The organism is Chryseobacterium sp. (genome assembly GCF_041914225.1).
Lineage (GTDB): Bacteria > Bacteroidota > Bacteroidia > Flavobacteriales > Weeksellaceae > Chryseobacterium.
The window spans coordinates 20219-44802 of record NZ_JAYSDT010000001.1 but is presented as its reverse complement, the minus strand read 5'-3'; the positions used below and the strand labels follow the sequence as shown (position 1 = coordinate 44802).

General features: G+C 39.2%; 25 protein-coding genes and 1 pseudogene. 10 read left to right on the top strand and 16 right to left on the bottom strand.

The genetic code is table 11. From position 1 onward, the window contains the following. Positions 1–152: 152 nt before the first annotated feature. From ACE3RB_RS00230 to ACE3RB_RS00215, 4 genes are all read left to right on the top strand, one after another. Complete coding sequence (locus ACE3RB_RS00230) at positions 153–1046, top strand: CPBP family intramembrane glutamic endopeptidase (protein ID WP_374462323.1); 894 nt, start codon at positions 153–155, stop codon at positions 1044–1046. Positions 1047–1185: 139 nt separating this feature from the next. Beyond that, a complete protein-coding gene (locus tag ACE3RB_RS00225; protein ID WP_374462322.1) occupies positions 1186–1821 on the top strand; it encodes a LysE family translocator in 636 nt (211 codons plus the stop codon). Between the two features lie 175 nt (positions 1822–1996). Next, on the top strand, positions 1997–2860 hold the full coding sequence (locus ACE3RB_RS00220; protein WP_374462320.1) for a helix-turn-helix domain-containing protein: 864 nt from the start codon (positions 1997–1999) through the stop codon (positions 2858–2860). 87 nt (positions 2861–2947) lie between these two features. Further along, on the top strand, positions 2948–3670 hold the full coding sequence (locus ACE3RB_RS00215; RefSeq protein ID WP_374462319.1) for a siderophore-interacting protein: 723 nt from the start codon (positions 2948–2950) through the stop codon (positions 3668–3670). A gap of 59 nt (positions 3671–3729) precedes the next feature. Here the strand turns inward: ACE3RB_RS00215 and ACE3RB_RS00210 are convergent, their stop codons facing one another. The 3 genes from ACE3RB_RS00210 to ACE3RB_RS00200 all read right to left on the bottom strand — a co-directional run bounded on the left by ACE3RB_RS00210 (position 3730) and on the right by ACE3RB_RS00200 (position 7063). Next, complete coding sequence (locus tag ACE3RB_RS00210) at positions 3730–4317, bottom strand: NAD(P)H-dependent oxidoreductase (RefSeq protein WP_374462318.1); 588 nt, start codon at positions 4315–4317, stop codon at positions 3730–3732. 96 nt (positions 4318–4413) lie between these two features. Continuing rightward, positions 4414–4980, bottom strand: coding sequence for a Crp/Fnr family transcriptional regulator (locus ACE3RB_RS00205; protein WP_374462317.1), 567 nt, complete (start codon positions 4978–4980; stop codon positions 4414–4416). A 313-nt stretch (positions 4981–5293) separates the two neighbouring features. Beyond that, positions 5294–7063: an aminopeptidase P family protein gene (locus ACE3RB_RS00200; protein WP_374462316.1), complete on the bottom strand. Its 1770-nt coding sequence runs from the start codon at positions 7061–7063 to the stop codon at positions 5294–5296. 331 nt (positions 7064–7394) lie between these two features. Here ACE3RB_RS00200 and ACE3RB_RS00195 point away from each other — a divergent pair, with 331 nt between their 5' ends. Genes ACE3RB_RS00195 through ACE3RB_RS00185 form a run of 3 tightly spaced genes read left to right on the top strand, consistent with a single transcriptional unit; the run spans position 7395 to position 9135 of the window. Further along, positions 7395–7832, top strand: coding sequence for a DUF6526 family protein (locus ACE3RB_RS00195; protein ID WP_374462315.1), 438 nt, complete (start codon positions 7395–7397; stop codon positions 7830–7832). A gap of 19 nt (positions 7833–7851) precedes the next feature. After that, entirely contained in the window at positions 7852–8019 is a 168-nt protein-coding gene (locus ACE3RB_RS00190) for a phosphatidate cytidylyltransferase (protein ID WP_332387872.1), read from the top strand. A 9-nt stretch (positions 8020–8028) separates the two neighbouring features. Next, the gene (locus ACE3RB_RS00185; protein WP_374462314.1) at positions 8029–9135 is read left to right on the top strand and encodes a DNA topoisomerase IB; all 1107 of its coding nucleotides are present in this window, start codon (positions 8029–8031) and stop codon (positions 9133–9135) included. 126 nt (positions 9136–9261) lie between these two features. Here the strand turns inward: ACE3RB_RS00185 and ACE3RB_RS00180 are convergent, their stop codons facing one another. The 13 genes and pseudogenes from ACE3RB_RS00180 to ACE3RB_RS00120 all read right to left on the bottom strand — a co-directional run bounded on the left by ACE3RB_RS00180 (position 9262) and on the right by ACE3RB_RS00120 (position 21071). Next, positions 9262–10152 (bottom strand): helix-turn-helix domain-containing protein, encoded by an 891-nt coding sequence (locus ACE3RB_RS00180; RefSeq protein WP_374462313.1) that lies wholly within the window; start codon positions 10150–10152, stop codon positions 9262–9264. Between the two features lie 148 nt (positions 10153–10300). Beyond that, on the bottom strand, positions 10301–12547 hold the full coding sequence (locus ACE3RB_RS00175; RefSeq protein ID WP_374462312.1) for a TonB-dependent receptor: 2247 nt from the start codon (positions 12545–12547) through the stop codon (positions 10301–10303). Between the two features lie 128 nt (positions 12548–12675). Beyond that, a complete protein-coding gene (locus ACE3RB_RS00170) occupies positions 12676–13563 on the bottom strand; it encodes an urea transporter (RefSeq protein WP_374462311.1) in 888 nt (295 codons plus the stop codon). 240 nt (positions 13564–13803) lie between these two features. Next, complete coding sequence (locus tag ACE3RB_RS00165) at positions 13804–14505, bottom strand: hypothetical protein (protein WP_374462310.1); 702 nt, start codon at positions 14503–14505, stop codon at positions 13804–13806. Between the two features lie 128 nt (positions 14506–14633). Beyond that, the gene (locus ACE3RB_RS00160; RefSeq protein ID WP_374462309.1) at positions 14634–15422 is read right to left on the bottom strand and encodes an urease accessory protein UreD; all 789 of its coding nucleotides are present in this window, start codon (positions 15420–15422) and stop codon (positions 14634–14636) included. Continuing rightward, entirely contained in the window at positions 15423–16061 is a 639-nt protein-coding gene (ureG, locus tag ACE3RB_RS00155; RefSeq protein WP_047094673.1) for an urease accessory protein UreG, read from the bottom strand. 133 nt (positions 16062–16194) lie between these two features. Next, complete coding sequence (locus tag ACE3RB_RS00150; RefSeq protein ID WP_374462308.1) at positions 16195–16884, bottom strand: urease accessory protein UreF; 690 nt, start codon at positions 16882–16884, stop codon at positions 16195–16197. 1 nt (position 16885) lies between these two features. Then, positions 16886–17395, bottom strand: a complete 510-nt coding sequence (gene ureE, locus ACE3RB_RS00145) for an urease accessory protein UreE (RefSeq protein ID WP_374462307.1) — start codon at positions 17393–17395, stop codon at positions 16886–16888. Then, a complete protein-coding gene (locus tag ACE3RB_RS00140) occupies positions 17385–18032 on the bottom strand; it encodes a hypothetical protein (protein WP_374462306.1) in 648 nt (215 codons plus the stop codon). The genes ureE and ACE3RB_RS00140 overlap by 11 nt, the downstream gene beginning before the upstream one ends. Positions 18033–18145: 113 nt before the next feature. Next, positions 18146–19867, bottom strand: a pseudogene (gene ureC / locus ACE3RB_RS00135) (urease subunit alpha). A 1-nt stretch (position 19868) separates the two neighbouring features. Beyond that, a complete protein-coding gene (gene ureB / locus ACE3RB_RS00130) occupies positions 19869–20237 on the bottom strand; it encodes an urease subunit beta (protein WP_374462305.1) in 369 nt (122 codons plus the stop codon). A gap of 12 nt (positions 20238–20249) precedes the next feature. Further along, positions 20250–20552 (bottom strand): urease subunit gamma, encoded by a 303-nt coding sequence (ureA, locus tag ACE3RB_RS00125; protein WP_002977652.1) that lies wholly within the window; start codon positions 20550–20552, stop codon positions 20250–20252. Positions 20553–20705: 153 nt separating this feature from the next. Beyond that, a complete protein-coding gene (locus tag ACE3RB_RS00120; protein WP_374462304.1) occupies positions 20706–21071 on the bottom strand; it encodes a hypothetical protein in 366 nt (121 codons plus the stop codon). Positions 21072–21477: 406 nt separating this feature from the next. Here ACE3RB_RS00120 and pruA point away from each other — a divergent pair, with 406 nt between their 5' ends. The 3 genes from pruA to ACE3RB_RS00105 all read left to right on the top strand — a co-directional run bounded on the left by pruA (position 21478) and on the right by ACE3RB_RS00105 (position 24390). Beyond that, positions 21478–23103 (top strand): L-glutamate gamma-semialdehyde dehydrogenase, encoded by a 1626-nt coding sequence (gene pruA / locus ACE3RB_RS00115; RefSeq protein WP_374462303.1) that lies wholly within the window; start codon positions 21478–21480, stop codon positions 23101–23103. Between the two features lie 449 nt (positions 23104–23552). Beyond that, complete coding sequence (locus ACE3RB_RS00110) at positions 23553–23699, top strand: hypothetical protein (RefSeq protein ID WP_374462302.1); 147 nt, start codon at positions 23553–23555, stop codon at positions 23697–23699. Positions 23700–24180: 481 nt separating this feature from the next. Next, positions 24181–24390, top strand: coding sequence for a hypothetical protein (locus ACE3RB_RS00105; protein WP_374462301.1), 210 nt, complete (start codon positions 24181–24183; stop codon positions 24388–24390). Positions 24391–24584 lie beyond the last annotated feature (194 nt).

Genomic DNA, 24584 nt, shown 5'->3' with positions numbered 1-24584 from the left:
TTACAGTTTTCCATTATTAAAAAACAGAATACCTTTTTTATAAACTGAACAGTGCTAAAATTATCATTCATATAAGAAATAAGTGTACTTTTATTAAAAAAAATAACCCACTATTTTTCAATTATTTATAAACTTCAACACCAGATCAGTTTATGGAAAATACAATATCCAAATCCGAAATCAGGAAGAATATTGCCACTTACCTGTGCCTCACCTTGCTTTTCTGTCTTCCGGTCTATTATATGTGTATCCGTACCGGGAAGCTCGGTGGCGGAATTATATCTTACGCTACTATTGTAATGTGGTGTCCGGCTATTGCTGCACTCCTTACCTGCCGTATCCGGAAAATACCTGTTTCTTCTCTGGGCTGGAAATGGGGTCTTACGAAATACCAGATCATGGCTTACTGTATTCCTGTTCTTTACAGCCTGGTTCCTTACCTCATCATCTGGATCAGTGGAGCTGGCGGGTTTTATAATCATCAGTTTGTAGCAGAAGCGGGTAAAGGTATGGGCTGGAATCTTTCTGATGGCCAGACTTTGATCCTGTACATTATTCTGATGAGCAGCTTTGGGATGGTGCGTTCCGTAGGTTCGGCATTAGGTGAGGAAATAGGCTGGCGGGGTCTTCTCACTCCGCAGCTGGCCAAGATTAATTCTTATACTGTTACCTCTCTCTGGATGGGACTTATATGGTCTCTCTATCATTATCCTCTTCTCCTGTTTTCCAATTATAACACAGGTGGTCCCAAATGGCTGGCTCTTTTATGTTTTACAGTGATGATATTTGCATCCTGCTTTATTTTCACCTGGCTGCGGTTAAAATCCGGAAGTTTATGGACCGGAGCTATTTTGCATGCCAGCCATAACCTTTTTATACAGTCTATTTTTACACCACTTACTGTAGATACGGGAAATACCAATTATTATATTGATGAATTTGGCATTGCTCTTCCCATTGCGACTGCTGTTGTTGCTTATTTCTTTTGGAGAAAGAGAAAGGAATTGCCTGAAAGGGATACTGAAGATACTCTTCTTTCTGCTTAGCGCTATTAATCAAAAGATTCCCGGTGGAAATAAAATTGAATTGAGTGAAAATTAATACTTCTTTACTTTTTTATAATATAAGGTGAGAGACAGTCTGTATCTTTGTGCCGGAAATACTTCCATTTAATAACTACTACCTATGATTCCATTTCACGAACTTATATTTTTCATCCTGGCTGCACTCATCTTAGTGATCAGCCCCGGTCCTAATATGATTTACCTGATTTCAAAGTCTATAACACAAGGGAAAAAGTCCGGATTTATTTCCCTTGCCGGAGTAGTGTGCGGATTTTTATTCCACATTATCATGGTATCTTTTGGTCTTACTGCAGTTTTGCTGGCCGTTCCGCTGGCTTACACCATTCTTAAAGCTGTGGGAACTGTTTACCTTTTATATCTGGCCTATCAGGCTATAAAACCAAAGAGCAGGAATATTTTTGATGTTGATAAAAATGGCGCCCATGACAGCCCCAAAAAGCTTTTTACCATAGGTTTTCTAACGAATGTATTAAACCCTAAAGTAACTGTCTTTTACCTGTCTTTCTTTCCTCAGTTCATCAAACCTGAGTATGGCTCCGTATTCACGCAGAGTCTTGAGCTTGGAATTATCCAGGTTCTGATCAGCTTCAGCATTAACTTTATCATTGTATTAACTGCTGCAAGAGTTGCCATGTTCTTTTCCAGTAATCCGGTCTGGATAAAGGTTCAGAAATGGTTTATGGCCAGTGTATTGACTTATCTGGCAATAAAAATGGCTTTTTCAAAAGCAAAATAAAATCCGGAACAGTTTTTTTTCTGCCCCGGATTCCTGTGTATATTCATATAAAATCTGATCCAAAGAAAACATGATCATTATTCACCGCGAATTTCAGATTAAAATCCGGGATGTAAAACCGTGAAAATACGTAATTTTGTGGTTGCGTATTATCCTCATTACAACAGGCTCAGCAATGAAACAGACAATTCCTACTTATGATCTGAGTGGTATTTCCGACCACAGGTTCCATATCAAAAGAATGGATAAATGGAATGAGAAGCCTGAAGAAGCGCTTATGGACAAAGGAATACACCGGGACAGCCATTATATTTTTACCTGTATGGAAAGCGGCCACGTAAAAATGATGGTGGATTTCAGAACCATAGAAGCAAACGATTCCACTATTTTCTGTGTATTGCCCGGGCAGGTACACCAGGGGCTTTTAATGAATGATGTAACCGGATGGTTTGTGGCTGTTAAAGCAGAACTTGTTCCCGATGCCGTACGGTCTTTTTTTGATGAATCCCTGGTTGAAATACAGCCTCTGTCTGTTGGTAAGAAGCTTATTGAAAAAATCAGCACAACAGCAGGGATGCTTCATGATTCGTATACTCATGAAATGCTGTCTGCCAAAGACGGCTTTCTGGTTGTTCAGTCTTTCCTCAATGCCTTCCTGGGAATGTTTACGATGATGTATTCCCAGAAAAATAATTTCCCTGTTTCTAACGAAAGCCGTGCTTTACAACTATCGAGGGCATTCAGGATTTTGGTCAGAAAGAAATTCAAAACCCTGAAAAGTCCATCCGAGTACGCAGAACTCCTGAATATTACGAGAGGTTATTTAACAGAAACAGTCCGTGAAGTAACTGGAAAGCCTGCCCAGCACTGGATTCATCAGGAGATTTTAATTGAAGCCAAAAGATTGCTGGTTTTTACCAATCTGAGCGTAAAAGAGGTGGCTTATGAGCTTGGGTATAGTGATCATACCTACTTCAGCCGTTTATTTTCAAAACTGGAAGACCAGTCGCCTTCAGAATTCCGGAATCAAAACCAATAAACCCAACCACGAATAGTCCAATTAATTCCCCGAAACCGCTATCGGTATTTTCTGATTTTGCAACGTCCTTTGCAATAAAAATCACTTATGCCAAGCTTACCTAAATGGATCAACGACACCGTAGAAAGTGTCTGGTCCTCAAAATTTAAAGACTGTACCGTTATCCACATAGAAAAAATCACGAAAGATATTCGCCGTGTACGTTTTGAGACAGATTTACAGGATGTCCCTTATGAACCTGGTTATGCAATAGGGATAAGGATCAATGACAGGGATTTCCGGAATTATTCACCATTCAACTTCAACAGGGAGGCCGGAACTTTCGATGTTTTGTTTCATTTGCATAATGTCGGTGCAGTGGGAAGCTGTTTTGTAGCCCGGCTCAGTGAAGGAGATTCTATAAAAATGCTGATGCCAAGGGGAAAACAGTTTTATATTCCTCATGCAAGAATTCATTTTTCCGTAGGTGATGAAACGTCATTGGGAAGCTCAATCTCCATCAAAGAAGCTACTGAAGGATGTGGTTCAGTGTTTATCTGTCTTCATGAGCTGGAAGAAGGTTCTGCTCTTGAAAAACTGAATTTGTACGGCTATCACAGCCCTAAAAACAATACCATGAGAATGATCGAGGCACTGAATGATTTTCTGACAGAAGAAAAAGAAGCTATTAGCGATGATGAAGTTATTTTTTACCTTACCGGAAACGGAGGACGAATGTCACTGATCAGGAAATTCCTTAAAGCCAGAGGCGTATCTCCGAAATGCATAAAATCGCAGGCGTATTGGATAGAAGGGAAAAAAGGGTTGTAAACAGAGAACAGAAACTTTATCTGGCAATAGAGCAATTATTGCCGGATAAAGTTTTCATACTATGCAGGATTATTTTTGTTTCTTTCCCAATTCTTTACTTTTCTCAGCCACTGAGCTCTCTGCTCATCTTTAGAGTTCCGGATGATTCCGATGTAAGTAACCTTAACCGGTTTTACTCCGCAATATTCCAGGACAGATTTTCTAAGCTGATTGACGCTTGGCCTCCCGAAAAACAAACGGTAATACCATCCCGGCTGGTCTAATGTGGTAAGGATATGAGCTGTTTTTCCTTTCAGCAGTTTATCCCACCATACAGAATTTTTTCTGAATTGATAAGCCATTCCCGGTAAAAATAGCCGGTCTATAAATCCTTTCATCAGGGCAGGAAGCCCACCCCACCAAACCGGATGAACCCAAACCATATGATCTGCCCATTGTATTATTTCCCAGGCTTTCAGCAAATCCGGTTCAAGCTCCATCCTTTTCTGGTAGCCAAACTGCAGATTAGGATTGAAATTTAGATCTCTGATGATAATTTCCCTGACCTCAGCTCCTGACTCTGCTGCTCCCGCTTTATAAGCTTCTGCAATGCCGAAATTGAATGAGTTTTTGTTAGGGTGTCCGTTGATAATTGCTATTTTTTTCATGATTGATTGCTTCATAGATAGGAAGTATCAGATGTTTTACTCCCTATCTTTTTGACAAAAATAGAGAGCCTCTTGTCTAATCAACAGGACAAATGTCTAAAAAGAAATTTCCTTTCTTATACGGCTCAGATGGCGCTGTGTAATGCCAAGATAGGAAGCAAGATATTGCAGTGGGATTTTCTGAATATAATCAGGATGGTTCTTTAATAATGCTTCATAACGCTGCACTGCATTGTCTCTTTGAAGCTGAAAAAAACGGGTTTCAAGTTCAAGGTATTCCTGCTCCGCGATAATTTTTAAAAACTTTGTCCAGTTAAGGCTATTCTGAACCAGTTCATCTACCGCATCTTTTTTAAGAATAATAAGTTCTGCACTGGTAATGGCCTGCATACTTTCTTTGCTCGGGCATCCTGAAATAAATGATGAATAGGCTGCAATCATATGGTTGGGAAACCTGAAGCAATAAGTCATGTCCTTTCCATCATAAGAAGTATAAAAAGAACGGAAAATACCGGACTTCACCAGTCCAACTTCTTTACATTGCTGTCCTTCCTGTATGAAATAATCATTTTTACTGATGTGCCGGAACTCGGAAAGCTTCAGAAACGCTTCAATTTCGGTTTCAGAAAACAGATTAAAGCTTCGAAAATAGTCCCGTTCCATTATATTAGATTAGTTTTAGCGAAAATAAACAAAAAAAATCATCTCAGGACGAGATGATTTACCGCTTTGAATTTACTTGAGTTATTTATGAAGATATGAATGATGTTTTGTTGGTACAAATATAGGCCAGGCTCAGTTTTTATCCCTCAGTGGAATCCCTAGAATTATATCCGTAAAAATACGGTTGTGTAAAAAGAAAAGCCCTGCAGGAAATACCTTACAGGACTCTGGTTTATCTAACAATTCTTTTGTTTAAGGTTTAAAAATAAGGGGTAAAGCAATGATTGTCATCTACTTTTCACCATTCATCATATTAAAGGGGGCTTACCAATTGCAGGAACCATTCTTTAATCTCTCCATCCAGGTGAGGAGCAAGCTTTTCTTCACAGGTTTTGTGATAGCTGTTCAGCCATGCTATTTCACCTTCTGAAAGGATTTCCTTTACCACTGTATCTTTAAAGAATGGACAGAATGTTAACGTTTCAAATTCATAAAATGTTCCATGAATTGTTTTTTCTGCTTCTTTTACAGCAATAAGGTTCTCATGACGGATTCCGTAATGGCCTTCAAGATAGTATCCCGGTTCATTGGACAGCACCATTCCCGGAAGAAGTTCCTGAGGGTTCAGATCTTTTCTGATGTTCTGCGGACCTTCGTGTACATTCATGAAGCTCCCTACACCGTGTCCGGTTCCGTGGTTAAAGTCCTTTCCTTCCATCCATAACGGAAGTCTTGCGATGGCATCTAAGTGTACCCCTTTTGTTCCTTTCGGGAATTTCACCATTGATAAACGGATCAATCCCTGTAATACCAATGTTGAGTTTCTTTTAAATTCTTCCGAAGCGGTCCCTAAAGCAAACGTTCTTGTAATATCCGTAGTTCCTTCAAGGTACTGACCTCCCGAATCTACAAGAATAGTGTCCTCATTGGTTACTTCTTTGCTTCCTTCTTTTTTGGCAGAATAATGCATGATCGCACCGTTATCTTTATATCCTACAATGGAACCGAAACTTTCTCCTACAAAATTTTCTCCTTCTGCACGGAAGCCTCTCAGTTTCTCACCGATAGAATATTCGTTCATGGCTTCTTTTCCTGCGTTGTGCGTCAACCAGTAAAGGAATTTCACCATAGCCACACCGTCTCTTACCATCACTTTTCTGAAACCTTCCAGTTCAGCTTCATTTTTCTGAGCTTTCATAAGGTTACCAGGTACGGGAGCTTTGATAAACTGGTTATCAGCTTTTAATGTTTCAAAAATCTGCTGGTTGCTGTTTGGAGAAACCAGGACTTTTTCATTTTTGAAGTTCTTCAGATAATTGTAGAATTCTTCGTAAGGCATCATTTTCACAAAGGAATCATCCATTTGTTTTCTTGCCTCCACTTCCATTTTTTCCAATCCTGTGAATAAGACTGCATCATTTTTAGTGATAACAACATATCCTAAGAAAACAGGGTTACTGTCTACGTCACTTCCTCTGAGGTTCAATGTCCATGCTACATCATCCAGACTTGATATGATGTGTACGGTAGCTTCCTGCTCTTCCATTTTCTGACGGATGGCAGCAAGTTTATCTGATACGGATTTACCTGCTCTTTCTACCGGATGTACAAAAATCGGGTTAGCAGATGGAGTTCCTCTGTCTTTCCATACTTCTTTTAAAAGCGGAAGATCTGTCAGGGTAATATTTTTTGAATTAAATCTTTGAGAAAGCAGTTCCCAGTTGGCATTAGAAGCAGCCAAAGCATTTACTGCCACTGTACCGCCCGAAGGAATTTCTGAAATAATCCAGTCGATATAATGAGGGGTTCCTTCCATACCGTCTTTGAAAAGATCAATTCCGGAACCTTCCAGCTCAATCGCAGCTTGTGTAAAGTATCTTCCGTCTGTCCAGAGTCCGGCTTTATCTTTGGTCACTACCACAAAACCGGCAGAACCTAAGAAACCAGACAGCCAGGCTCTCTCCTGCCATTCTTCGGGAAGGTATTCGCTCATATGCGGGTCTGCAGAATATACAATAAATGCATCAACATTATTTTTCTGCATTTCTTCACGAAGCGCAGCAACTTTTTCCTTTGAAGTCATTCTTTTCTTTTTTAACCACCGAAAGTTACGAAAAATTTAAAGTCGGAAGATGAATCAACGGGCTATTTTGCTTAATAATCTGTTATTTTTAAAGGAATTCTTTTTGAAAAGATTGTTATCCTGATATTGAATTTGTTTAAACTTTTTAAAATCAATATACTCTTCGTGGTACAAACGAAAATATACGTAAATATTAGAATGCAAACAATATAAATTTACAGCAAAGAATATGAATACAAAAAAGCCAAAATATACAAACTGCACATACCACAAATAGCAATTTAATATCAAAATAATAAATTTTGGAAAGATTATTGCAGCATTCTACCTTATGAAACAGCAAAACTACAATAACCACAGGAAATTTTATCCGCCACATCATTTTATTTATCTTCCAATACTGATCTTATTGGAGATTTTTGGAATTTATAAAATCTGGGATGACCCGGAAAACCGGTTGATCTGGATCCTGTTTTCTATTGTGATTTTTCTGCTTTTCTACCTTGCATTTATGACACGGCAGCATTATGCGCTGGGACTTCAAAACCGGATGGTGATCCTGGAATTTCAGCAACGGTATTTTGAAATCTTCAACATAAGATCAGATGAAACTGTTGAAAAACTGAAGTTCGACCAGATTGCTGCCTTGAGGTTTGCTTATGATGATGAGTTCAAAGAGCTTTTATACAGGGCTCTTCATGAAAACATCTCAGGAGATGAAATTAAAAGATCTATAAAAAACTGGAGAGCTGATCATTTAAGAGTCTAACATCACAAAATATAGGATTATGAAAAAATTAAGCTTATACAGTATTACGATATTTAGCTTGTTGACACTGACAAGCTGTGAGGCAGTAGAAACAATTTTCAAGGCAGGAATGTGGTGGGGAATTCTTTTAGTCTGTGTAATAGCAGGAATTCTTTTACTGATTTTTTCGAGGGGTAAAAACTCTTAACCATGCTTTATGGAGAAGAATACAGACCTGGAAATCATTTCTCATCTGAAGCCTTCAAAAATTGTTAAAATCATGAAGGACCCGGAAGCTTCTGCAAAGGCGGTACATCTCGTATATACCACCGATGCAGAAACCGCCGGAATTACTCGTAAGAAAACGGGAAAGAAATATTCCTATTACAAAGACGGTGAAAAAATAAAGGACAAGGAAGAAATCACAAGGATCAATAAGCTGGTCATTCCGCCGGCCTGGGAAAATGTATGGATATGCGCACTGGAAAACGGACATCTGCAGGCAACAGGTTTTGATGTCAAAAAGAGAAAGCAGTACCGTTACCATCCTCTCTGGAGCGCTTTAAGAAATCATACGAAATTTTACAGGATGCTTCAGTTCGGGTATGCATTACCAGAAATGCGGCTGCATATAGAACAGGATCTCGCATTGAGGAACTTTGAGAAACGGAAAATCCTTGCCTTAATTGTAAGCCTTATGCAAAGAACCAACATCCGTATTGGTAATTCTATTTATGAAAAACTGTATGGATCTTTTGGCTTAACGACTTTGAAAGGTAAGCATGTACAGGTAAAAGGGCAAAAGATTACTTTTTCTTTTAAAGGAAAAAAAGGGGTTATGCATCATGTTGACCTCAGAAGTAAAAGACTGGCAAGGCTCGTTCAGAAATGTAAGGATATTCCCGGGAAAGAGCTTTTTCAATATTTTGATGATGAAGGAAACCGCCATTCTGTAGATTCGGGTATGGTGAATGAGTATATCAAAGAAATCAGCGGCGAAGATTTTACAGCCAAGGATTTCAGAACATGGTCCGGAACGGTAAGTGCTTTAATTGCCTTTAAGGAGATCGGGTATGCCGAAAATGACACTCAGTATAAAAAGAAAGTAAAAGAAGCCCTGGACATCGTTGCAGAGAATCTGGGGAATACATCGGCCGTCTGCAGAAAATATTACGTTCATCCTTTAGTCATCAATCTTTACGAAAACAATACCATAAAAAAGTATCTTGACGAACTGGAAGTTATTGAAGAAAATGACGGAAAGGCCGATCTTACAAAGGAAGAAAGGCTGGTTTTGAAAATTCTGGAAAACGAGAAGATGTAGAAGATGGAAGAAGGGAAGCTGGGAGATGGAAGTTATGAAACTCCTAAAACAACTTTCTGAATTCTCAACCTCTTTTGATCAGGCTACTCAATACTTCCAGCATCTGACTTCCCGCTTCCAGCCCTATTATATTGAAATCCTGTTGTTGTTCAAAAACTGGGTTCTGTATTCCTTCGGGGTTATGCCTGCAATTTTTTTGAAAAGTTGGGTAAAGTGGGAAGCAGTATGAAAGTTCAGCTCATAAGCAATTTCTGCAATATCCTTGCTGGAGTGAAGTAATGCTTTACTGTAATTGATATCGATCTCGTTGATCCACTGTTTCGGGGATTTTTGGGTAACTCCTTTCACACATTTGTTCAGATAGCTTTCTGTTACAGACAGTTTGTCAGCATAAAATGCCACTCTCTTTTCTCCTACATGATATTTAAACAATAAATCCCGGAACTGAAGGGATAACTCCATGGGACGTGTTGCAGATTTATGATGGGTATCAGAATCTGTGCTCAGCATTTTGATCAATATGAGGTGAAGCATCGTTACTACTACGTCATTCACATTGAGGTTGTTCAGCCACAATTCCTGCTCCATGATGGGGAGAAGCTGGGTAATGGTTCCGTATGTCAGACTGTCGAGATTCAGGAAGGGGGTCATGAAAAAGATGCTGCTTTTATGTTTTGGAAGTTCCTGCTCGGACAAGATATTGTTTTCATAAGCCAGAAAGAAACCTTCAATATCATCGGATAGCTCAACGGTTGCTGTGATTGTTCCCTGTTTGATAAAAATCACTCCGCCTTTTTCGGCATGATACTCTTTATTTTCAAGGTATTGCCTGATATGGCCATTGGTAACGAAAATAATAAAATTGAACGTTGTACGGTATGGAATTACCGGCATAAGAATTCCTTTAAGATAATTTTCTATCCGATATAGCTGTATATCAGCATTATTAGCCAATATTTTGTCCGTAATATTCGGAAGAAAAAGTTTTTTATATTGAAAATTGGACAGAACTTCCATATCCTTGTTATGATTAATTAAAGTTATACAAAATATTTGAAAGCAAAGAGGCAAGTAAAAGAGTGAAAAAGCTAAAGCGTAAATGGTAAAAACCCCGAAACACGTATCCCGAAAACTTTCCAAACCTTATACTCTCTCACTCTCCTATTTAGAACTTATAATACACACCCACTCTCACTCCAAAAGGGCTTCCCGGTGTGTAGGTAAGATCTGTAACAGGTTCAGTTTCTCCTTTCAACTGGGTTTCGGTTGCAAACTGGGCTTCGTTCCATTTTACGTTGAAAAGGTTATTAACCTGAAAATTGGCACCCCATTTCTGACGGTTATAAGAAAGCATTAGGTCATTCACAAAATAGGCTTTGGTTCTGATACTGTTATCCTCTACAGCCGGTCTTGCCCCAAGATATCTGTACTGGATTCCTAAGGAAAAGCCATTCAGGAAGTCCCAGTTTACAGATCCGGTACTGGTAACTACCGGAGCCAGCGGAACATAATCCTGCCCTTTTTCTTCTTCGGTAAATCTTGCGTGGGAATAATTGATGTCCGCATTCAGATAAAAATTTTCCAACGGCTGGAAACGAACTCCAAGATCTGCCCCAAAGCGTCTTGATTTCCCGGAAGGCTCTACCACTGCATCATCTCCTACATAGACAAACTCCTGCTGAAGATCCATAAACCATACTGCCGGAGTAATGATCAAGGATTTGAAAGGGTGCAATCTTACCCCAAAATCTGCTCCGACAGAGTACGGAAGAGTATTCTCGTTCTTATTGGGAACTACCACTCTCAGATCATTGGAGTGAAAGCCCATTCCTGTTTTCAGGAACCACATCACATTATCATTCTGAGCGTAGGAGAAATTCAGTTTTGGGCTCAGCCTGGTGGCTTCTTTTGACTGTCCGGATGGTAATTGCTCTGCATCCAGCAGATTGTGCATATTGAAAATAAAATGATCTACTCTCAAAGCCGGATTAATCGTCCATTTTCCTGTTTTCCATACCAGTCCAGAGTATGTATGAAGATTGGTTTCAGTTCCTGTCACGTCTGATAGCCTGTCGAGCAGCATATCTCGGTGGTAAACATGATTAAGCTGTAAGGTATTAATGTCATCATTTCTTAAACCTATTCCTGAAGTCCAGTTTAAAGAGCTGTTTGCAAGGGAAAACGTTTTTGTATATTTTACTTCGGCTCCGTAGATATTTCTTCCGTCAGTCTGCTGAATTTCATCCCCATGATCTTTATCTTTTAAATTAAAGGTGAAGTCAGAATACAGATTGAAATTATACTTTGAATAAAAAGCCATCGCATCAATCTGTTCGGAAGGAGAAATAATGTGCTTAAAGTTCATCTGAAGGTTTGTTCTTGAAGTTTTCCCACCTTCAGTAGGATCTATACTACCCCATCTGCCAATAATTCCTTCATCTACGGCACGTTCCGGGATCTGTCCGGAAGCATTCCAGGAAGAATTAAATGTTGAAAACTGAATGTTGAAATAATCATTATCCGTAAGCCATTGATTGTATTTTCCGAAAATATTAACCCTGTTAAAATTCTGTTTCACATCGAAAGGACCATCTGTATAATTATATTCTGCTGCTACATATGCATTTTTCCTACCCAGATCATCATGCAGAATATTGAACATTCCCAGAATTCTTTTGGAATTAAACGAGCCTCCTTCCAGTTTAATCATACTGTTTTTCAATCCGTTGTACGTCTGAAAATCTACATATCCCGCGGTATTAAAGTCTCCGCGATCCATATAATATGCCCCTTTTCCGAAATCGATATTGTTTACTGTTTCGGGAATCACAAAATGCAGGTCAGAGTATCCCTGTCCATGGGCATGAGAAACAATGTTCACAGGCATTCCGTCTATATTCACGCTTACATCAGTCCCGTGATCAGCATCAAATCCTCTCAAAAAAAGCTGTTCTGCCTTTCCTCCTCCGGCATGCTGGGCAATAAAAAGTCCCGGAACTTTTCTCAACAGATCCTGCGCTGAGTTGACTGGAAATTTATTCAGATCAACCTTGGTAATGGCTGATAGAAATGAACTGTGATTGATCGCTACTTCTGAAATCTGAAAAGGTTTATGCTGCAAAAAAATAACTTTATTTTTATCTTCATCATTAGTCACCACCCATTTTACCTCATCATATCCCTGACGGCTGATCACAAGGGTATCAGGAAGGGATTTTACAGGAATGGCAAAAGTGCCATCCAGTCCTGTATGGGTATGGCTGTTTCCGTGGTCATATTTTACCAAAGCATCGGCAATGGGAAATTTGTCATTTGCATCTTTGATCAGCAACTGTTTTTCTGCTTCCTGCGCCATCATTTTTCCACTGAATGTCATGACCAGAAATGCAGCTGCTATTTTTGTTATTTTCATTTTTTGTTTAGTTAAATTATAAATTAGATAAGAGATGAGAGATAATAGACGAAGAGATGAGAGACTGGAAAAATTCTCACTCTTAAGGCTCCACAACTCTCAAACCCTTCAACTCTCAAACTCAGAAGCTACGCTTTCGCTTTAAGAAATATTTTTTGAATTAAAAGTGTAATCCACGTTCCGGCTACGAATGGGAAAGTAAATACTCCGCCAACGATATCCAGGCAATGATTGTCTATTAAGAAATCATCAATGGCAATGGTAATAAGGACTGCAATAAGCACCCATAGACCGTCTGTCTTTTTGACTCCGGAAAAAACGATAGCGGAAAGCACCGCGTTGAATCCAAATAATCCCATGTGGATTTCTTTGATGGGTTCTCCATTTAACTGTGATAATCCGGCACCAAGAATAGATGCGGCTAACCCGTATAAAGCTGCTATCGGAGAGCTGATGAAAACAGCCAGGAAGAAAATCATTCCTGAAAGAACCCCGCCCTGAAATATCACCTCACCAAATCCATTGGTACAGGTAAGAAAATCATCATATTCTGTAGGAACTACTTCACTGCTCAACATGGCAGAAGGTGGAATGTGGGTAAAATGATGCAATGCAAAAACCAATACCCATGTAATAATGATAAAAGGAAAAGTAAACACCGGAATTTTCTTCCGGATAAAGAAATGCTGGATAACAGCAGCCAACGCTCCACCTAATAGTATTAAAATCCAGATCAATACCGTAGTTTCGAAAAGAAATGCCAGGGCTACTCCCACCAGCGCTGCACTGAAGCCGTACAGTCCCGCATTAATTTCAGACTGATCATATTTAAGTTTCATTGCTGTGAAAGTTCCGGCTGCTGTTGAAAGCAATACCGCCACGCCGCACTGCCAGCTTCCCATGAAGATTCCTATAAGAAACAGAAGACCGGTCCATCTGTTTTCCTGAAGCATAATCTGCCCGATTCCTTTTAATATATTGTCTAAAAAAGGCAGTTTTTTGAAAAATTCGTTCATAGTTTTTTTAATTTATTAATAATGGGGGGGTTGTTTGTTTTTCGCTGGTTATTTTTTGTTGCTGGATTCGAGGTGCGGGTTTCGGATTGCGAGGTGCGAGGATTAGATTAAGATAAAAGATGCGAGATTGAAAGTTCATCATTTTTCAGCTTCAATTTTTTCTTCAACCTTAAAACTCTCAAACCCTTTTACCCTCAAACTCTACCACTCGTATCTCGTATCCCGCATCCCGAAACCCGTTTACCATCCAAGAAAGACCATTCCGACTCCGCACACGGTTACCACAGCTCCGCTTACCACCCCCATATATCTTTCCAGTTTTTCGGTATTAAATAGTGTTGAGTAACCATAACGTCCCAGAAGAACCATTCCAAGCATGGTTAAGACTGTAGTTGCAGTGAAAGAAATTACCAGTACGGCAATTTCAGACATTGAGTGTTTTACTCCTGAATAAAACAACAAAGGAATCAATGGTTCACTTGGTCCCATCACGAAAATCATGAATAATACAAGCGGGGTTACTTTTATTCTTTTCTGAGGTATTACAACTTCGCTGTGATTGTGTTCGTATACATAGACATCATCTCCCATCACGTCAAAATGTTTGTGAGGCTTATTTCTGATTGCCTGAATGAGACCATATACCAGATAAACGCCTCCGAAAATCAGCAGTGCCCATCCTGAGAAGTTTCCTCTGATATCCTGAAACCAGGAGATCTTATTCAGCTGCCATCCGAGAAAAACCCCGATAAAGCCCAAAATCAGAGAACTGAATACGTGTCCGAAACCACAGACAACCGTTAATATTGCTGTTTTCATACCGCTCCATTTTTTAGATTTTGAGATCACTATGAATGGCAGGTAATGATCCGGTCCTGAAGCGGTGTGTATAAAACTTATTGAAACGGCACTCAAAAGAAGTGCCCAAACTGTACTATCCATTTTTTATTAATTCTGTTATTTCAGATTCTTTATTAAGTTTTGGCTAAAGCCAATGGAAGATTTCTTTTTATTAAGCGGGCTAAAGCCCGCTTCTATTGAATATGTCTCTCGTAAGCATTAGATCTTCTTTACTCCAACGACCAGAGAATCTCCTGAATATGAAGGAAGAAGTTGTACATCAATTCTCCTCCATGTCCCAGAGCTCTTACTACAAAACCGTTGTCATCCATTGCTGAAACTCCTGCTTCCATTTGTTCATGGTGCTGCGCTGCTGCTTCAACTATTTTTTCAATCAATCCATTTCTGTCTACATTTTCTTTCGTACTGTAGAAGATCAGGGTTCCCTGGTGGGTATATTGTTCCAGATTTCCGATGCTGCTGATCGGGATCATATCAGGCTGAATGAGAACATTATCTTTCACGACCAGCTTATTGTTGTGATAGATTTCCATTACATTCTGAAAGCGCTTCAGCTTAAAAACTTCTCCATAGTGCTTCCGTCCGCAGGTAATAATCTCACTGATGATGATCTGGCTGTTGTTCCCTATATGAATATTGGCTTTACTTTTAAAATTGGAATCTTCATGAGGAACTATGGGATGTGGAACGTAAGCAAAAGAAGTTTCATCTTCCATAGAGACGTTGAGTTCCTGAAGCGCTTTGTCCTGCATGTTGAAAAGCCTTTGATAAGATTGTGACTGCAACTGAAGCGCAGCTCCTTTTTCAAGCGTAACATCCAGATGATAATGGTCTCCATCCAGAATTCCCGGAGAGGAGCTCATTACCATCTGATAGAGCTTTTTGTCATTTTTTCGCTGTCCTACAGAAACTACCCTGAAAGGAAGTGAGATATAAAGATCTTTCACATAGGATTCTCCTTCCTTGAATCCTGCAATAATTTTTAAACGACTGTCCATTTATCTTACCAGGTTCGGTTCTTCAATTTCTTCCAGAAGAGCATATTTTTTAATCCAACCTATTACTTTGTCCAGTCCTTCATCTGTTTTAAGATTTGTGAATACGAAAGGATTTCCTTTTCTCATTCTTCTGGCATCATTTTCCATGACTTCAAGGCTGGCTCCTACGTAAGGGGCAAGGTCAATTTTATTAATGATCAGTAAATCTGATCTTGTAATCCCAGGTCCTCCTTTTCTGGGAATTTTTTCTCCTTCTGCTACATCGATAATGAAAATGGTAACGTCTGCAAGGTCCGGACTGAATGTCGCTGAAAGGTTGTCCCCTCCACTTTCAATAAGAACCAGTTCGATTTCCGGGAAACGTGCTGCCAGCTCATCTACTGCTTCAAGGTTCATACTTGCATCTTCACGGATGGCTGTGTGTGGACATCCTCCTGTTTCCACTCCGATAATTCTGTCATGAGGAAGAAGGCTGTTTTTTGCCATAAACTCAGCGTCTTCTTTGGTATAAATATCATTGGTGATTACTCCAAGATCATAAGTCCCGAATAATTTCCTGCTTAAACGTTCCAGTAATGCAGTTTTTCCTGAACCTACCGGTCCTGCCACTCCTACTTTTATATATTTTCTGTTTTCCATTTTTTTCTAAAATTTTATTTGTTTTTTAACGCTATGGGCGCTAAGTTTTTTTACCTCGAATATTTTTCGATCGCAAGGACGTTTCACTCAGCAGAGAGCAATTCGCCAATTTGCTCTTTTACCTTTTATCTTTTTAGGACATATAAAGCCTTGAATACAATCTCTCATGCTGCATACATCTGATGTCAAAAGCGGTATTGCAAAGCCCTACTAGATCTCTGTCCAGTTCTATAGTTTCCAAAGCTGTTTTTTCCATCACAGGGTAAAGAGAAAAAAGGATATCCTGTCCATCCAGCTGTCCAAGAGGGACCAGCTTTACAGCATTGGTAATCATTCCCGCCACTGAAGTGTAATAGAACCCTAAAAGCGCCTCGTACAAAGGAATTTTCATTAAACAGGCATAGACTCCGAATACAATACAGTAGTGGGAATTGGCTTCTTTACGCTGAACTGCTTTTTCAAAAACCTCCATAAGAGGAAAATCTTCTCTTCTTTTGAATATCTTAATCAGCCTGAGACCTAATTTCTGGCTGGCCTGGCGGATTTCCCTGGGACATTTTATCGCATTACATTCATTATCCAGTTCTAAAAGCTGTTGAAAATCTCCCTTTTCGGCTGCTTCATAAGCCAGCTTTACAAAAGCCCCGTCATTGAATTTCAGGTTGTACTGGAGCATATTCTGCACAAATTCTTTTGCAGTTTCTACGTTATGTACAATTCTTTCCTGTACGTAAGTTTCAAGTCCGTTGGAATGGGTGTAGCCTCCGATAGGAAGTGTAGGATCCGCCAAATGAAGCAAACCCGACAGAAAATTTATATTCATGCTATTCATCTTTCGGAGCTGCCATTTTTAAGATTTTTGTAAAGATTGTAGAGCCCAGACTTCCATGTCCATGAGGTTCTACATTAGATTTAAGAAGATTGAGCAGTTTCACCGATTGTTTTTCCGGCTTAAAACCACTCGCTTCCAGCCATCTGAACATCGGCATTTCAAAAGGAAGCAAGACTTTGTCATTCTGAATGAAAAGCGGAATATGCTTGTTTCCGATCTCATAACATACAGTACCCATTTCCAGCAGTGAAGTGGGCGACATCACAATGGCTTCTGTTTCCAGAACATTGACTGCGATTATTTTTTCTGCATCCTCAAAAAGAATATCCCCTTCACGCAGACGCTGTCCCTCTCTGAGAAATTTGATCGCGACATCAGTTCCCTGTCTGGTCTTTTTGCGCTGGATTCTTTTCGTCGTTTCAAACCATTCCAGATCAAGATAATCTATGGTTTTGTCCGTAGGATTTTCAGCGAGATTGCCTATGATTTGATTAATTATCATTGTTGGATTTTTTTCTGAAGTCTAAGTTTTTGGAGATTCCTACCCCGAATGTTGAACCACTGATTCCTGCTATGTAGCTTTTTGTCCAGCCCTCCTCTTTTGTTTTGGTCTGAAGCATTGATAGTTCTGCAAATTTGAATTTCAGAGCCCAGCCGCCTCCAAGCAATATTCCAATCAAAGGATAGGCACGAAGACGGAATCCGTTAAAATTCTGCATCGCATCAGCAGCCGTTGACAGCTGTTGTCCCCAGACATAGTGAGCATCTACCTGCCCGATCAGTACAAAGTATTTTCCAAGCATCAGTGAAGGGCTATACCAGATACCTGCTTCATTTTGTTTATAAGCCACATGATGATCAACAGAATTTTGTGAGTAGGCATAATTAACCCCGATAAGATCATTATTATTAATAAAGTATCCCACTCCAAGCGGTGCACTGGAAACCGTACTGCTGCTGCTTGACGGTGTGGTAATTTTAGAATAGTCCAGGGAACCATAGATCATAAACTGGCCTTTTGGTCCTTCTTCATCGCTTTTCAGCCTGTGCCCTCCTAAAAACTGAGCACTTACATTACTGGAAAGTAACGACATTCCGGCTACAGCAACAGAAAAAACTGTTTTATTTAAATATTTCATTCTAAACGTAGTTCTATAATTGTTTTAAAATAGGGTCTGATAAATCTTTTTTCGTTGTTGAATAAACCTAACAGGTTTTTGAAACCTGTTAGGTTTGATTCATAAAATTTATCTTAGAACAAATAATACAACTGTGTTAAAGGAAGTTTCTCTGCCGGTTCACATGTGATGTATTCACCATCTACTGTTACTTTATAGTTTTCAGGATTCACTTCAATTAAAGGCGTTTTATCGTTATGGATAAGGTCTTTTTTGGAAATATTTCTGCAGTTTTTCACAGGAAGAATCATTTTTTCTAATCCGTAGGAAGCAATAGTTCCGTTATCGATAGAGATCTGCGAAACGAAGTTGGCACAAGTCCCGAACTTAGCTTTTCCGTGGGCTCCAAACATATTTCTGTAAATGATCGGCTGTGGTGTTGGAATAGATGCATTAGGATCTCCCATTTTAGCAGCGATTACAAATCCGCCTTTTACAATCATTTCCGGCTTTACTCCAAATAATGCAGGCTTCCAGATCACCAGATCTGCCAGTTTTCCTTTTTCAACTGATCCTACATATTCCGAAATACCATGTGCAATAGCTGGATTGATAGTATATTTAGCCACATATCTTTTGGCACGGTAGTTATCGTTTCCACTGTCTTTATCTTCTGCAAGATCACCTCTCTGCTCTTTCATTTTGCTTGCAGTCTGCCATGTTCTGGTAATCACTTCCCCCGGTCTTCCCATCGCCTGAGAGTCTGAACTCATGATACTGAAAACTCCCATATCATGAAGAATATCTTCTGCAGCAATGGTTTCAGGACGGATACGTGAATCTGCGAATGCCACATCTTCAGGAATATTTTTGCTCAGGTGGTGGCAAACCATCAGCATGTCCAGGTGCTCATCGATGGTATTTACGGTGTAAGGGCGTGTAGGGTTTGTAGAAGCCGGCAATACATTGGGATACATGGCTGCTTTAATGATATCCGGTGCGTGGCCTCCACCTGCTCCTTCTGTGTGGAAGGTGTGGATTACTCTTCCGTTGATGGCTCTCATCGTATCTTCAAGAAAACCTCCTTCATTCAATGTATCTGTATGGATGGCCACCTGAACGTCATATTTATCAGCTACTTTCAGTGCTGCATCAATCGTCGCAGGAGTTGCTCCCCAGTCTTCATGGATTTTTACGCCTAAAGCTCCGGCTTCCACCTGTTCTTCGATAGGTTCTTCTGCTGATCAGTTCCCTTTTCCGAAGAAACCAAGGTTCATAGGATATTCTTCTGCTGCTTCAAGCATTTTCTGCATGTTGAATTTTCCCGGAGTTACTGTTGTTGCGCTGGTTCCGTCGTTTGGACCTGTTCCTCCGCCAATCATAGTAGTAATTCCACTGTATAAAGAAGTTTCGATCTGTTGAGGACAGATATAGTGGATATGGGTATCAATACCTCCGGCCGTTACGATATATCCTTTTCCTCCGTGAACTTCAGTTGAAGCCCCTATGATCATATCAGGAGATACACCATCCATTGTATCAGGGTTTCCAGCTTTTCCGATTCCTACAATCTTCCCATCCTTGATTCCGATATCCCCTTTCACAATTCCCCAGTGGTCAATGATAACAGCTCCGGTGATACAAAGGTCCAGAACACCTTCATCTCTTTTCGCGGTAACATTCTGTCCCATTCCGTCACGAACGGTTTTTCCTCCTCCGAAAACGGCTTCATCACCGTAATGAGTGAAATCTTTTTCAATTTCAATGATAATTTCAGTGTCCCCCAGCCTGATTTTATCTCCGGCTGTAGGACCTAATATATTGGCGTATTGTTTTCTGTCTACGTGTAAGCTCATCTTAGTGATTTTTAAAGTTTAACTCTTCAACTTTTGCAAGACTTTCTCTTTTCTGTTCTTCGGAATCTATCTGTCCGTCCACAAGATTATTGAAACCCATTGCTTTTTTGGTTCCTCCTATTTCTACCAGTTCCACTTCTTTTTCTTCTCCCGGTTCGAAACGTACTGCAGTGCTTGCTACAATATTCAATCTCTTTCCGAAAGCTTTTTCGCGGTCAAAGCTCATCGCTTTATTGACTTCAAAAAAGTGGAAGTGTGAACCTACCTGAATAGGACGGTCACCTGTATTGGTTACTTTTATTTTTACAGTTTCTCTGCCTTCATTGCAGATAATTGTACCTTCTTTTACAAAAATTTCTCCTGGTATCATGATGAATAGGTATTAACGGATTGGATTGTGTACGGTTACCAGCTTCGTCCCATCCGGGAACGTTGCTTCAATCTGAACATCGTGGATCATTTCTGCCACGCCGGGCATCACATCCTCTTTTGTAAGAAGATTAGCGCCTTCCTGCATTAGCTCGGCTACTTTTTTTCCATCTCTTGCACCTTCAAGCAAGAAGTGGCTGATCAGTGCTATGGATTCAGGGTAGTTTAATTTAAGGCCTCTTGCCTTTCTTTTCAGAGCGAGTTCGCCTGCCAGAAACAGCATAAGCTTTTCCGTTTCTCTCGGTGTTAAATGCATAGTATTTTTATTTAAAATTGGACAAAGAGAATCCTGTTCACCTTTTGTAAAGGCAAATAGAAATATTCAAAAATGTAAAGTGGGAAATGATTCTTACGGATCTGTATTCACATTAATACAAACCATAAAAGTCATTACGATTAAAAAAAAGGATTAGCAGCCCGCAATCTGCAGGGAATGATACAGAATGTATCTTGGTGCTGTAATATAAATACGGTTTTGAACGGCCGCAACCCGTGTACTGTAAGTGTAGCCTGCAAAGAAATAATATAACCACTGCTGTGTAAGTACTGAGTAATCAAACTTCACTTTCTCCCAGTCATTGGAATCCTGCACATCCTGTACATCTGAAAAACTGTACATTTCAGGCTGGGTCTGTTGATCGGATTTCTGCTGAAGAAGATGAATGTTTGAAAGGATATCAGAGTATGGCTGAGTTTTCCCTTTATGTGCAAAAAGACCTGCACACAGCGCTGAGAAAAATATCACAAAAGAGAAAAATAAGACTCTTTTTTTCATACCTGTTAATAATGCTGTAAAATTAGAACAATCTGAAAGCCCCGGCTATCAAAAAATTTATTTAAAATGTTCAAAATCGCAACAAATGCAATTTTATGTATTTTTAACATTCAGCCACAAATCCTTTGTTTACAACGCTTAAGCGCTCTCTATGAACTATGACAAATATTTTTTTGTCCTTATTCCTATAACTATGACTATTCATCTCATCTTTTTCTTCTATTTAAAAAACAGGACCAACACATGTTTTATTATCAATTATATTGGCTTAAAAAACATTATTTACTAAGAATTAATTAACAATTAAGTTTATTTCACAAAATCAGGCCGTATTTTTTCTTTCCTTATAATTATCGTAAATTTGTATACACATCTTATTTAATTTAATAAAATAATAAAACGTAATATGTCAAAAGCAATTTCGCAAGTACCATTAGCGGTAAATGAGCCGGTAAATTCATATGAACCGGGATCTCCGGAAGTTAAAAGTCTTATTGCCACGTATAAAAAAATGTGGGCTGAAAAGGTAGAAATCCCAATGATCATCAACGGAAAGGAAGTAAAAACTGATACAAAAGTACAGCTTCAGTCTCCACAGGATCATGCTCATGACTTCGGATTCTATTACCAGGGTGGTATGCAGCATGTGGATGACGCTATCAACGCGGCATTGGCAGCTAAAAAAGAATGGAATGAACTAGGCTGGGAACAGCGTGCAGCAATTTTCTTAAAGGCAGCTGATCTTTTGGCTGGTCCTTACAGAGATGTGATCAACGCTGCCACAATGATCGGACAGTCTAAAAACGTACATCAGGCTGAAATTGATTCTGCTTGTGAGTTTATCGACTTCTTAAGATTCAACGTAGAGTTCATGACAGAAATGTATGCTGAACAGCCGGTTTCTGACAACGGAATCTGGAACCGTGTTGAGTACAGACCATTAGAAGGATTCTGCTTTGCGGTAACTCCTTTCAACTTTACAGCGATTTCCGGAAACCTTCCAACTTGTATGGCTATGCTTGGAAACGTGGTGGTTTGGAAACCGTCTGACAAGCAGGTATATTCTGCAAAAGTAATAATGGATGTATTGACTGAAGCGGGTCTTCCTGCGGGGGTTATCAACATGATCTTTACGGATGGTAAAGAAACTGCTGAGAAAGTATTGGCTCACCCGGATTTTGCAGGTCTTCACTTCACAGGTTCTACAAAAGTATTCCAGGGAATGTGGAAAATGATCGGTGACAATATCCACAACTACAGAACATACCCAAGAATTGTTGGAGAAACAGGTGGTAAAGACTTTGTGATTGCACACCCATCCGCAAACGTAGAAGCTGTAGCTACTGCATTGGTAAGAGGTGCTTTCGAATATCAGGGACAAAAATGTTCTGCAGCGTCAAGAGCTTATATTCCTAAATCTCTTTGGGCTGATGTGAAAAAAGTAATGGAAGATCAGATGAGTACAATCAAAATCGGTTCTCCTGAAGATACTTCTAACTTTGTAAACGCTGTAATCGACAAAAATTCTTTCGAAAAGTGCAAAGGATATATCGACAGAGCGAACGCTTCAGGTGAAGCTACTGTAGCTATCGGTGGAAAATATGATGATTCTAAAGGATGGTTTGTACACCCAACGGTAATCGAAACTACAAATCCTCACTACGAAAGTATGGTAGAAGAGATCTTTGGTCCAATCTTATCCATCTATGTATATGAAGATAAAGACTGGAAAGAAACACTTAAGCTTGTAGATTCTACTTCACCTTATTCATTGACTGGTTCTGTATTCTCACAAGACCGTTACGCAATCAACGAAGCTTATAAGGCTTTAGAAAATGCATCAGGTAACTTCTACATTAATGATAAACCAACTGGTGCTGTAGTAGGACAGCAGCCTTTCGGTGGAGGAAGAGCTTCAGGAACAAACGATAAAGCAGGTTCTAAAATGAATCTTCTGAGATGGGTTTCTGTAAGAAGCGTAAAAGAAACTTTTGTTTCTCCGAAAAACTACAAATATCCATACCTTGGATAATAAGTAATGAGTAATAAGTAATGGGCAATGAGTAATCATAGTCTGTTCTTCATATAAAGCCTCGGAATTTCGGTTTCGGGGCTTTTTTGTGGGGTAATGCGGATTCGGGGGTTCGGATTCGAGTTATGGGTGGTGTTAAAAGTTCAAAGTTTGGGGTTTAAAATTAAAATTACTGATAACCAGAAAAATACTCTTCACTTCCCGACACTCTCTAACTCTCTAACTCTCCCACTTCACCTTACACCTCATACCTCGAAGCCCGCTCCTCGTCCCTACTAACATCTTTTAACAAACTTTACAGGTATTTTACGATTTTTAATGCCCTGTTAGGAATAATTATTGATTTTCCGTTATTATACACCCCAAAATAAAATAATATGAAAAAGTTATTGCTAACAGCCATCGGAATAGGAATATTTGCAGTGAGCTGTGGAACCAAAGAATCGACAATGTCAACAAGTAATCGTGATTCAGCAACAGTAGACAGTACACAAAAAAGTATACCGCCTACTACTGATACAATGACTACAAAAATGACGAATCCTGACACTATCAAGATAAAAAGGGATTCTATGGCAACGTCTCCTGTCAAATAGTATTTATATACGTTTAACTTAACATGGAAAATCTGCAGATGAAAGCGCTGCAGATTTTTTTATGATAAAAAGTTAAAGGGTAGATGGTTTAATTTAATTATGGATGAAAAAATTAGGTTTGGCTAAAGCCCACTTCTATTGATATCCTGACAAATAATAGCTTAATGAAAAAATCGTTTATTCTTCAAACTTGTTGAAAATAACGTTATATAGATTCCTTCGGAATGACAAAAAGAATTAAGCAGCACCAAATACGTGATATAATCAGTCCTTACCATTCCGTAGGAATCTAACCCATTATTAATCCTATAAAACCTGATGAAATTAAAAACAGAAGAAATTCCTTTTGATATTTTACATCCAAATGTATAGTAGTGTTTAATGAGAATATCTTTTATCTTTTATCTTTTATCTTTTATCTTTTATCTTTTATCTTTAAATCCTTATATTTGATAAACACCAAACATTAAAATATATTACAATGAGAAAATTATTCATAGGAGCCGTTCTCGGATTTCTTTTCCTTGGAAGCTGTGCTCAAAACAAAGAAAAAAGGGAGGAATATAAAGAAGCCCACAATAAAGATTCCTTAAGAAACAGAATGGGTGATTCTGCAGTTGCCAATTCTATACCTTCACCAGCACCGGCTGATACCTCAAAAGCAAAGACAGACAGTACAAAAGTTAAATAAAATCACAAATCCACAGACTTTCTGTGGATTTGCACTTAAAAAAACTTGACTGAAAAAAAACCGGGCAATCAACCCCGATTATAAAATATGGCTGATATTCTGATACAGAATATTTCCTTAAAAGATTAAAAAGAGGAATTGTTGTTTCACTTAAATGACCTTAATTCAGAAAGCGGAATAAAAAGCGATAAGAT

Coding starts and splice junctions, on each gene's coding strand:
- ureA (WP_002977652.1), bottom strand. CDS start 20,552: ATGCATTTAACACCGAGAGAAACGGAAAAGCTTATGCTGTTTCTGGCA.
- ACE3RB_RS00205 (WP_374462317.1), bottom strand. CDS start 4,980: ATGGAACGGGACTATTTTCGAAGCTTTAATCTGTTTTCTGAAACCGAA.
- ACE3RB_RS00210 (WP_374462318.1), bottom strand. CDS start 4,317: ATGAAAAAAATAGCAATTATCAACGGACACCCTAACAAAAACTCATTC.
- ACE3RB_RS00180 (WP_374462313.1), bottom strand. CDS start 10,152: ATGGAAGTTCTGTCCAATTTTCAATATAAAAAACTTTTTCTTCCGAAT.
- ACE3RB_RS00190 (WP_332387872.1), top strand. CDS start 7,852: ATGAAAAAATTAAGCTTATACAGTATTACGATATTTAGCTTGTTGACA.
- ureG (WP_047094673.1), bottom strand. CDS start 16,061: ATGGAAAACAGAAAATATATAAAAGTAGGAGTGGCAGGACCGGTAGGT.
- ACE3RB_RS00225 (WP_374462322.1), top strand. CDS start 1,186: ATGATTCCATTTCACGAACTTATATTTTTCATCCTGGCTGCACTCATC.
- ACE3RB_RS00105 (WP_374462301.1), top strand. CDS start 24,181: ATGAGAAAATTATTCATAGGAGCCGTTCTCGGATTTCTTTTCCTTGGA.
- ureE (WP_374462307.1), bottom strand. CDS start 17,395: ATGATAATTAATCAAATCATAGGCAATCTCGCTGAAAATCCTACGGAC.
- ACE3RB_RS00215 (WP_374462319.1), top strand. CDS start 2,948: ATGCCAAGCTTACCTAAATGGATCAACGACACCGTAGAAAGTGTCTGG.
- ACE3RB_RS00220 (WP_374462320.1), top strand. CDS start 1,997: ATGAAACAGACAATTCCTACTTATGATCTGAGTGGTATTTCCGACCAC.
- ACE3RB_RS00200 (WP_374462316.1), bottom strand. CDS start 7,063: ATGACTTCAAAGGAAAAAGTTGCTGCGCTTCGTGAAGAAATGCAGAAA.
- ACE3RB_RS00120 (WP_374462304.1), bottom strand. CDS start 21,071: ATGAAAAAAAGAGTCTTATTTTTCTCTTTTGTGATATTTTTCTCAGCG.
- ureB (WP_374462305.1), bottom strand. CDS start 20,237: ATGATACCAGGAGAAATTTTTGTAAAAGAAGGTACAATTATCTGCAAT.
- ACE3RB_RS00170 (WP_374462311.1), bottom strand. CDS start 13,563: ATGAACGAATTTTTCAAAAAACTGCCTTTTTTAGACAATATATTAAAA.
- ACE3RB_RS00165 (WP_374462310.1), bottom strand. CDS start 14,505: ATGGATAGTACAGTTTGGGCACTTCTTTTGAGTGCCGTTTCAATAAGT.
- ACE3RB_RS00150 (WP_374462308.1), bottom strand. CDS start 16,884: ATGAATATAAATTTTCTGTCGGGTTTGCTTCATTTGGCGGATCCTACA.
- ACE3RB_RS00140 (WP_374462306.1), bottom strand. CDS start 18,032: ATGAAATATTTAAATAAAACAGTTTTTTCTGTTGCTGTAGCCGGAATG.
- ACE3RB_RS00185 (WP_374462314.1), top strand. CDS start 8,029: ATGGAGAAGAATACAGACCTGGAAATCATTTCTCATCTGAAGCCTTCA.
- pruA (WP_374462303.1), top strand. CDS start 21,478: ATGTCAAAAGCAATTTCGCAAGTACCATTAGCGGTAAATGAGCCGGTA.
- ACE3RB_RS00160 (WP_374462309.1), bottom strand. CDS start 15,422: ATGGACAGTCGTTTAAAAATTATTGCAGGATTCAAGGAAGGAGAATCC.
- ACE3RB_RS00230 (WP_374462323.1), top strand. CDS start 153: ATGGAAAATACAATATCCAAATCCGAAATCAGGAAGAATATTGCCACT.
- ACE3RB_RS00195 (WP_374462315.1), top strand. CDS start 7,395: ATGAAACAGCAAAACTACAATAACCACAGGAAATTTTATCCGCCACAT.
- ACE3RB_RS00110 (WP_374462302.1), top strand. CDS start 23,553: ATGTCAACAAGTAATCGTGATTCAGCAACAGTAGACAGTACACAAAAA.
- ACE3RB_RS00175 (WP_374462312.1), bottom strand. CDS start 12,547: ATGAAAATAACAAAAATAGCAGCTGCATTTCTGGTCATGACATTCAGT.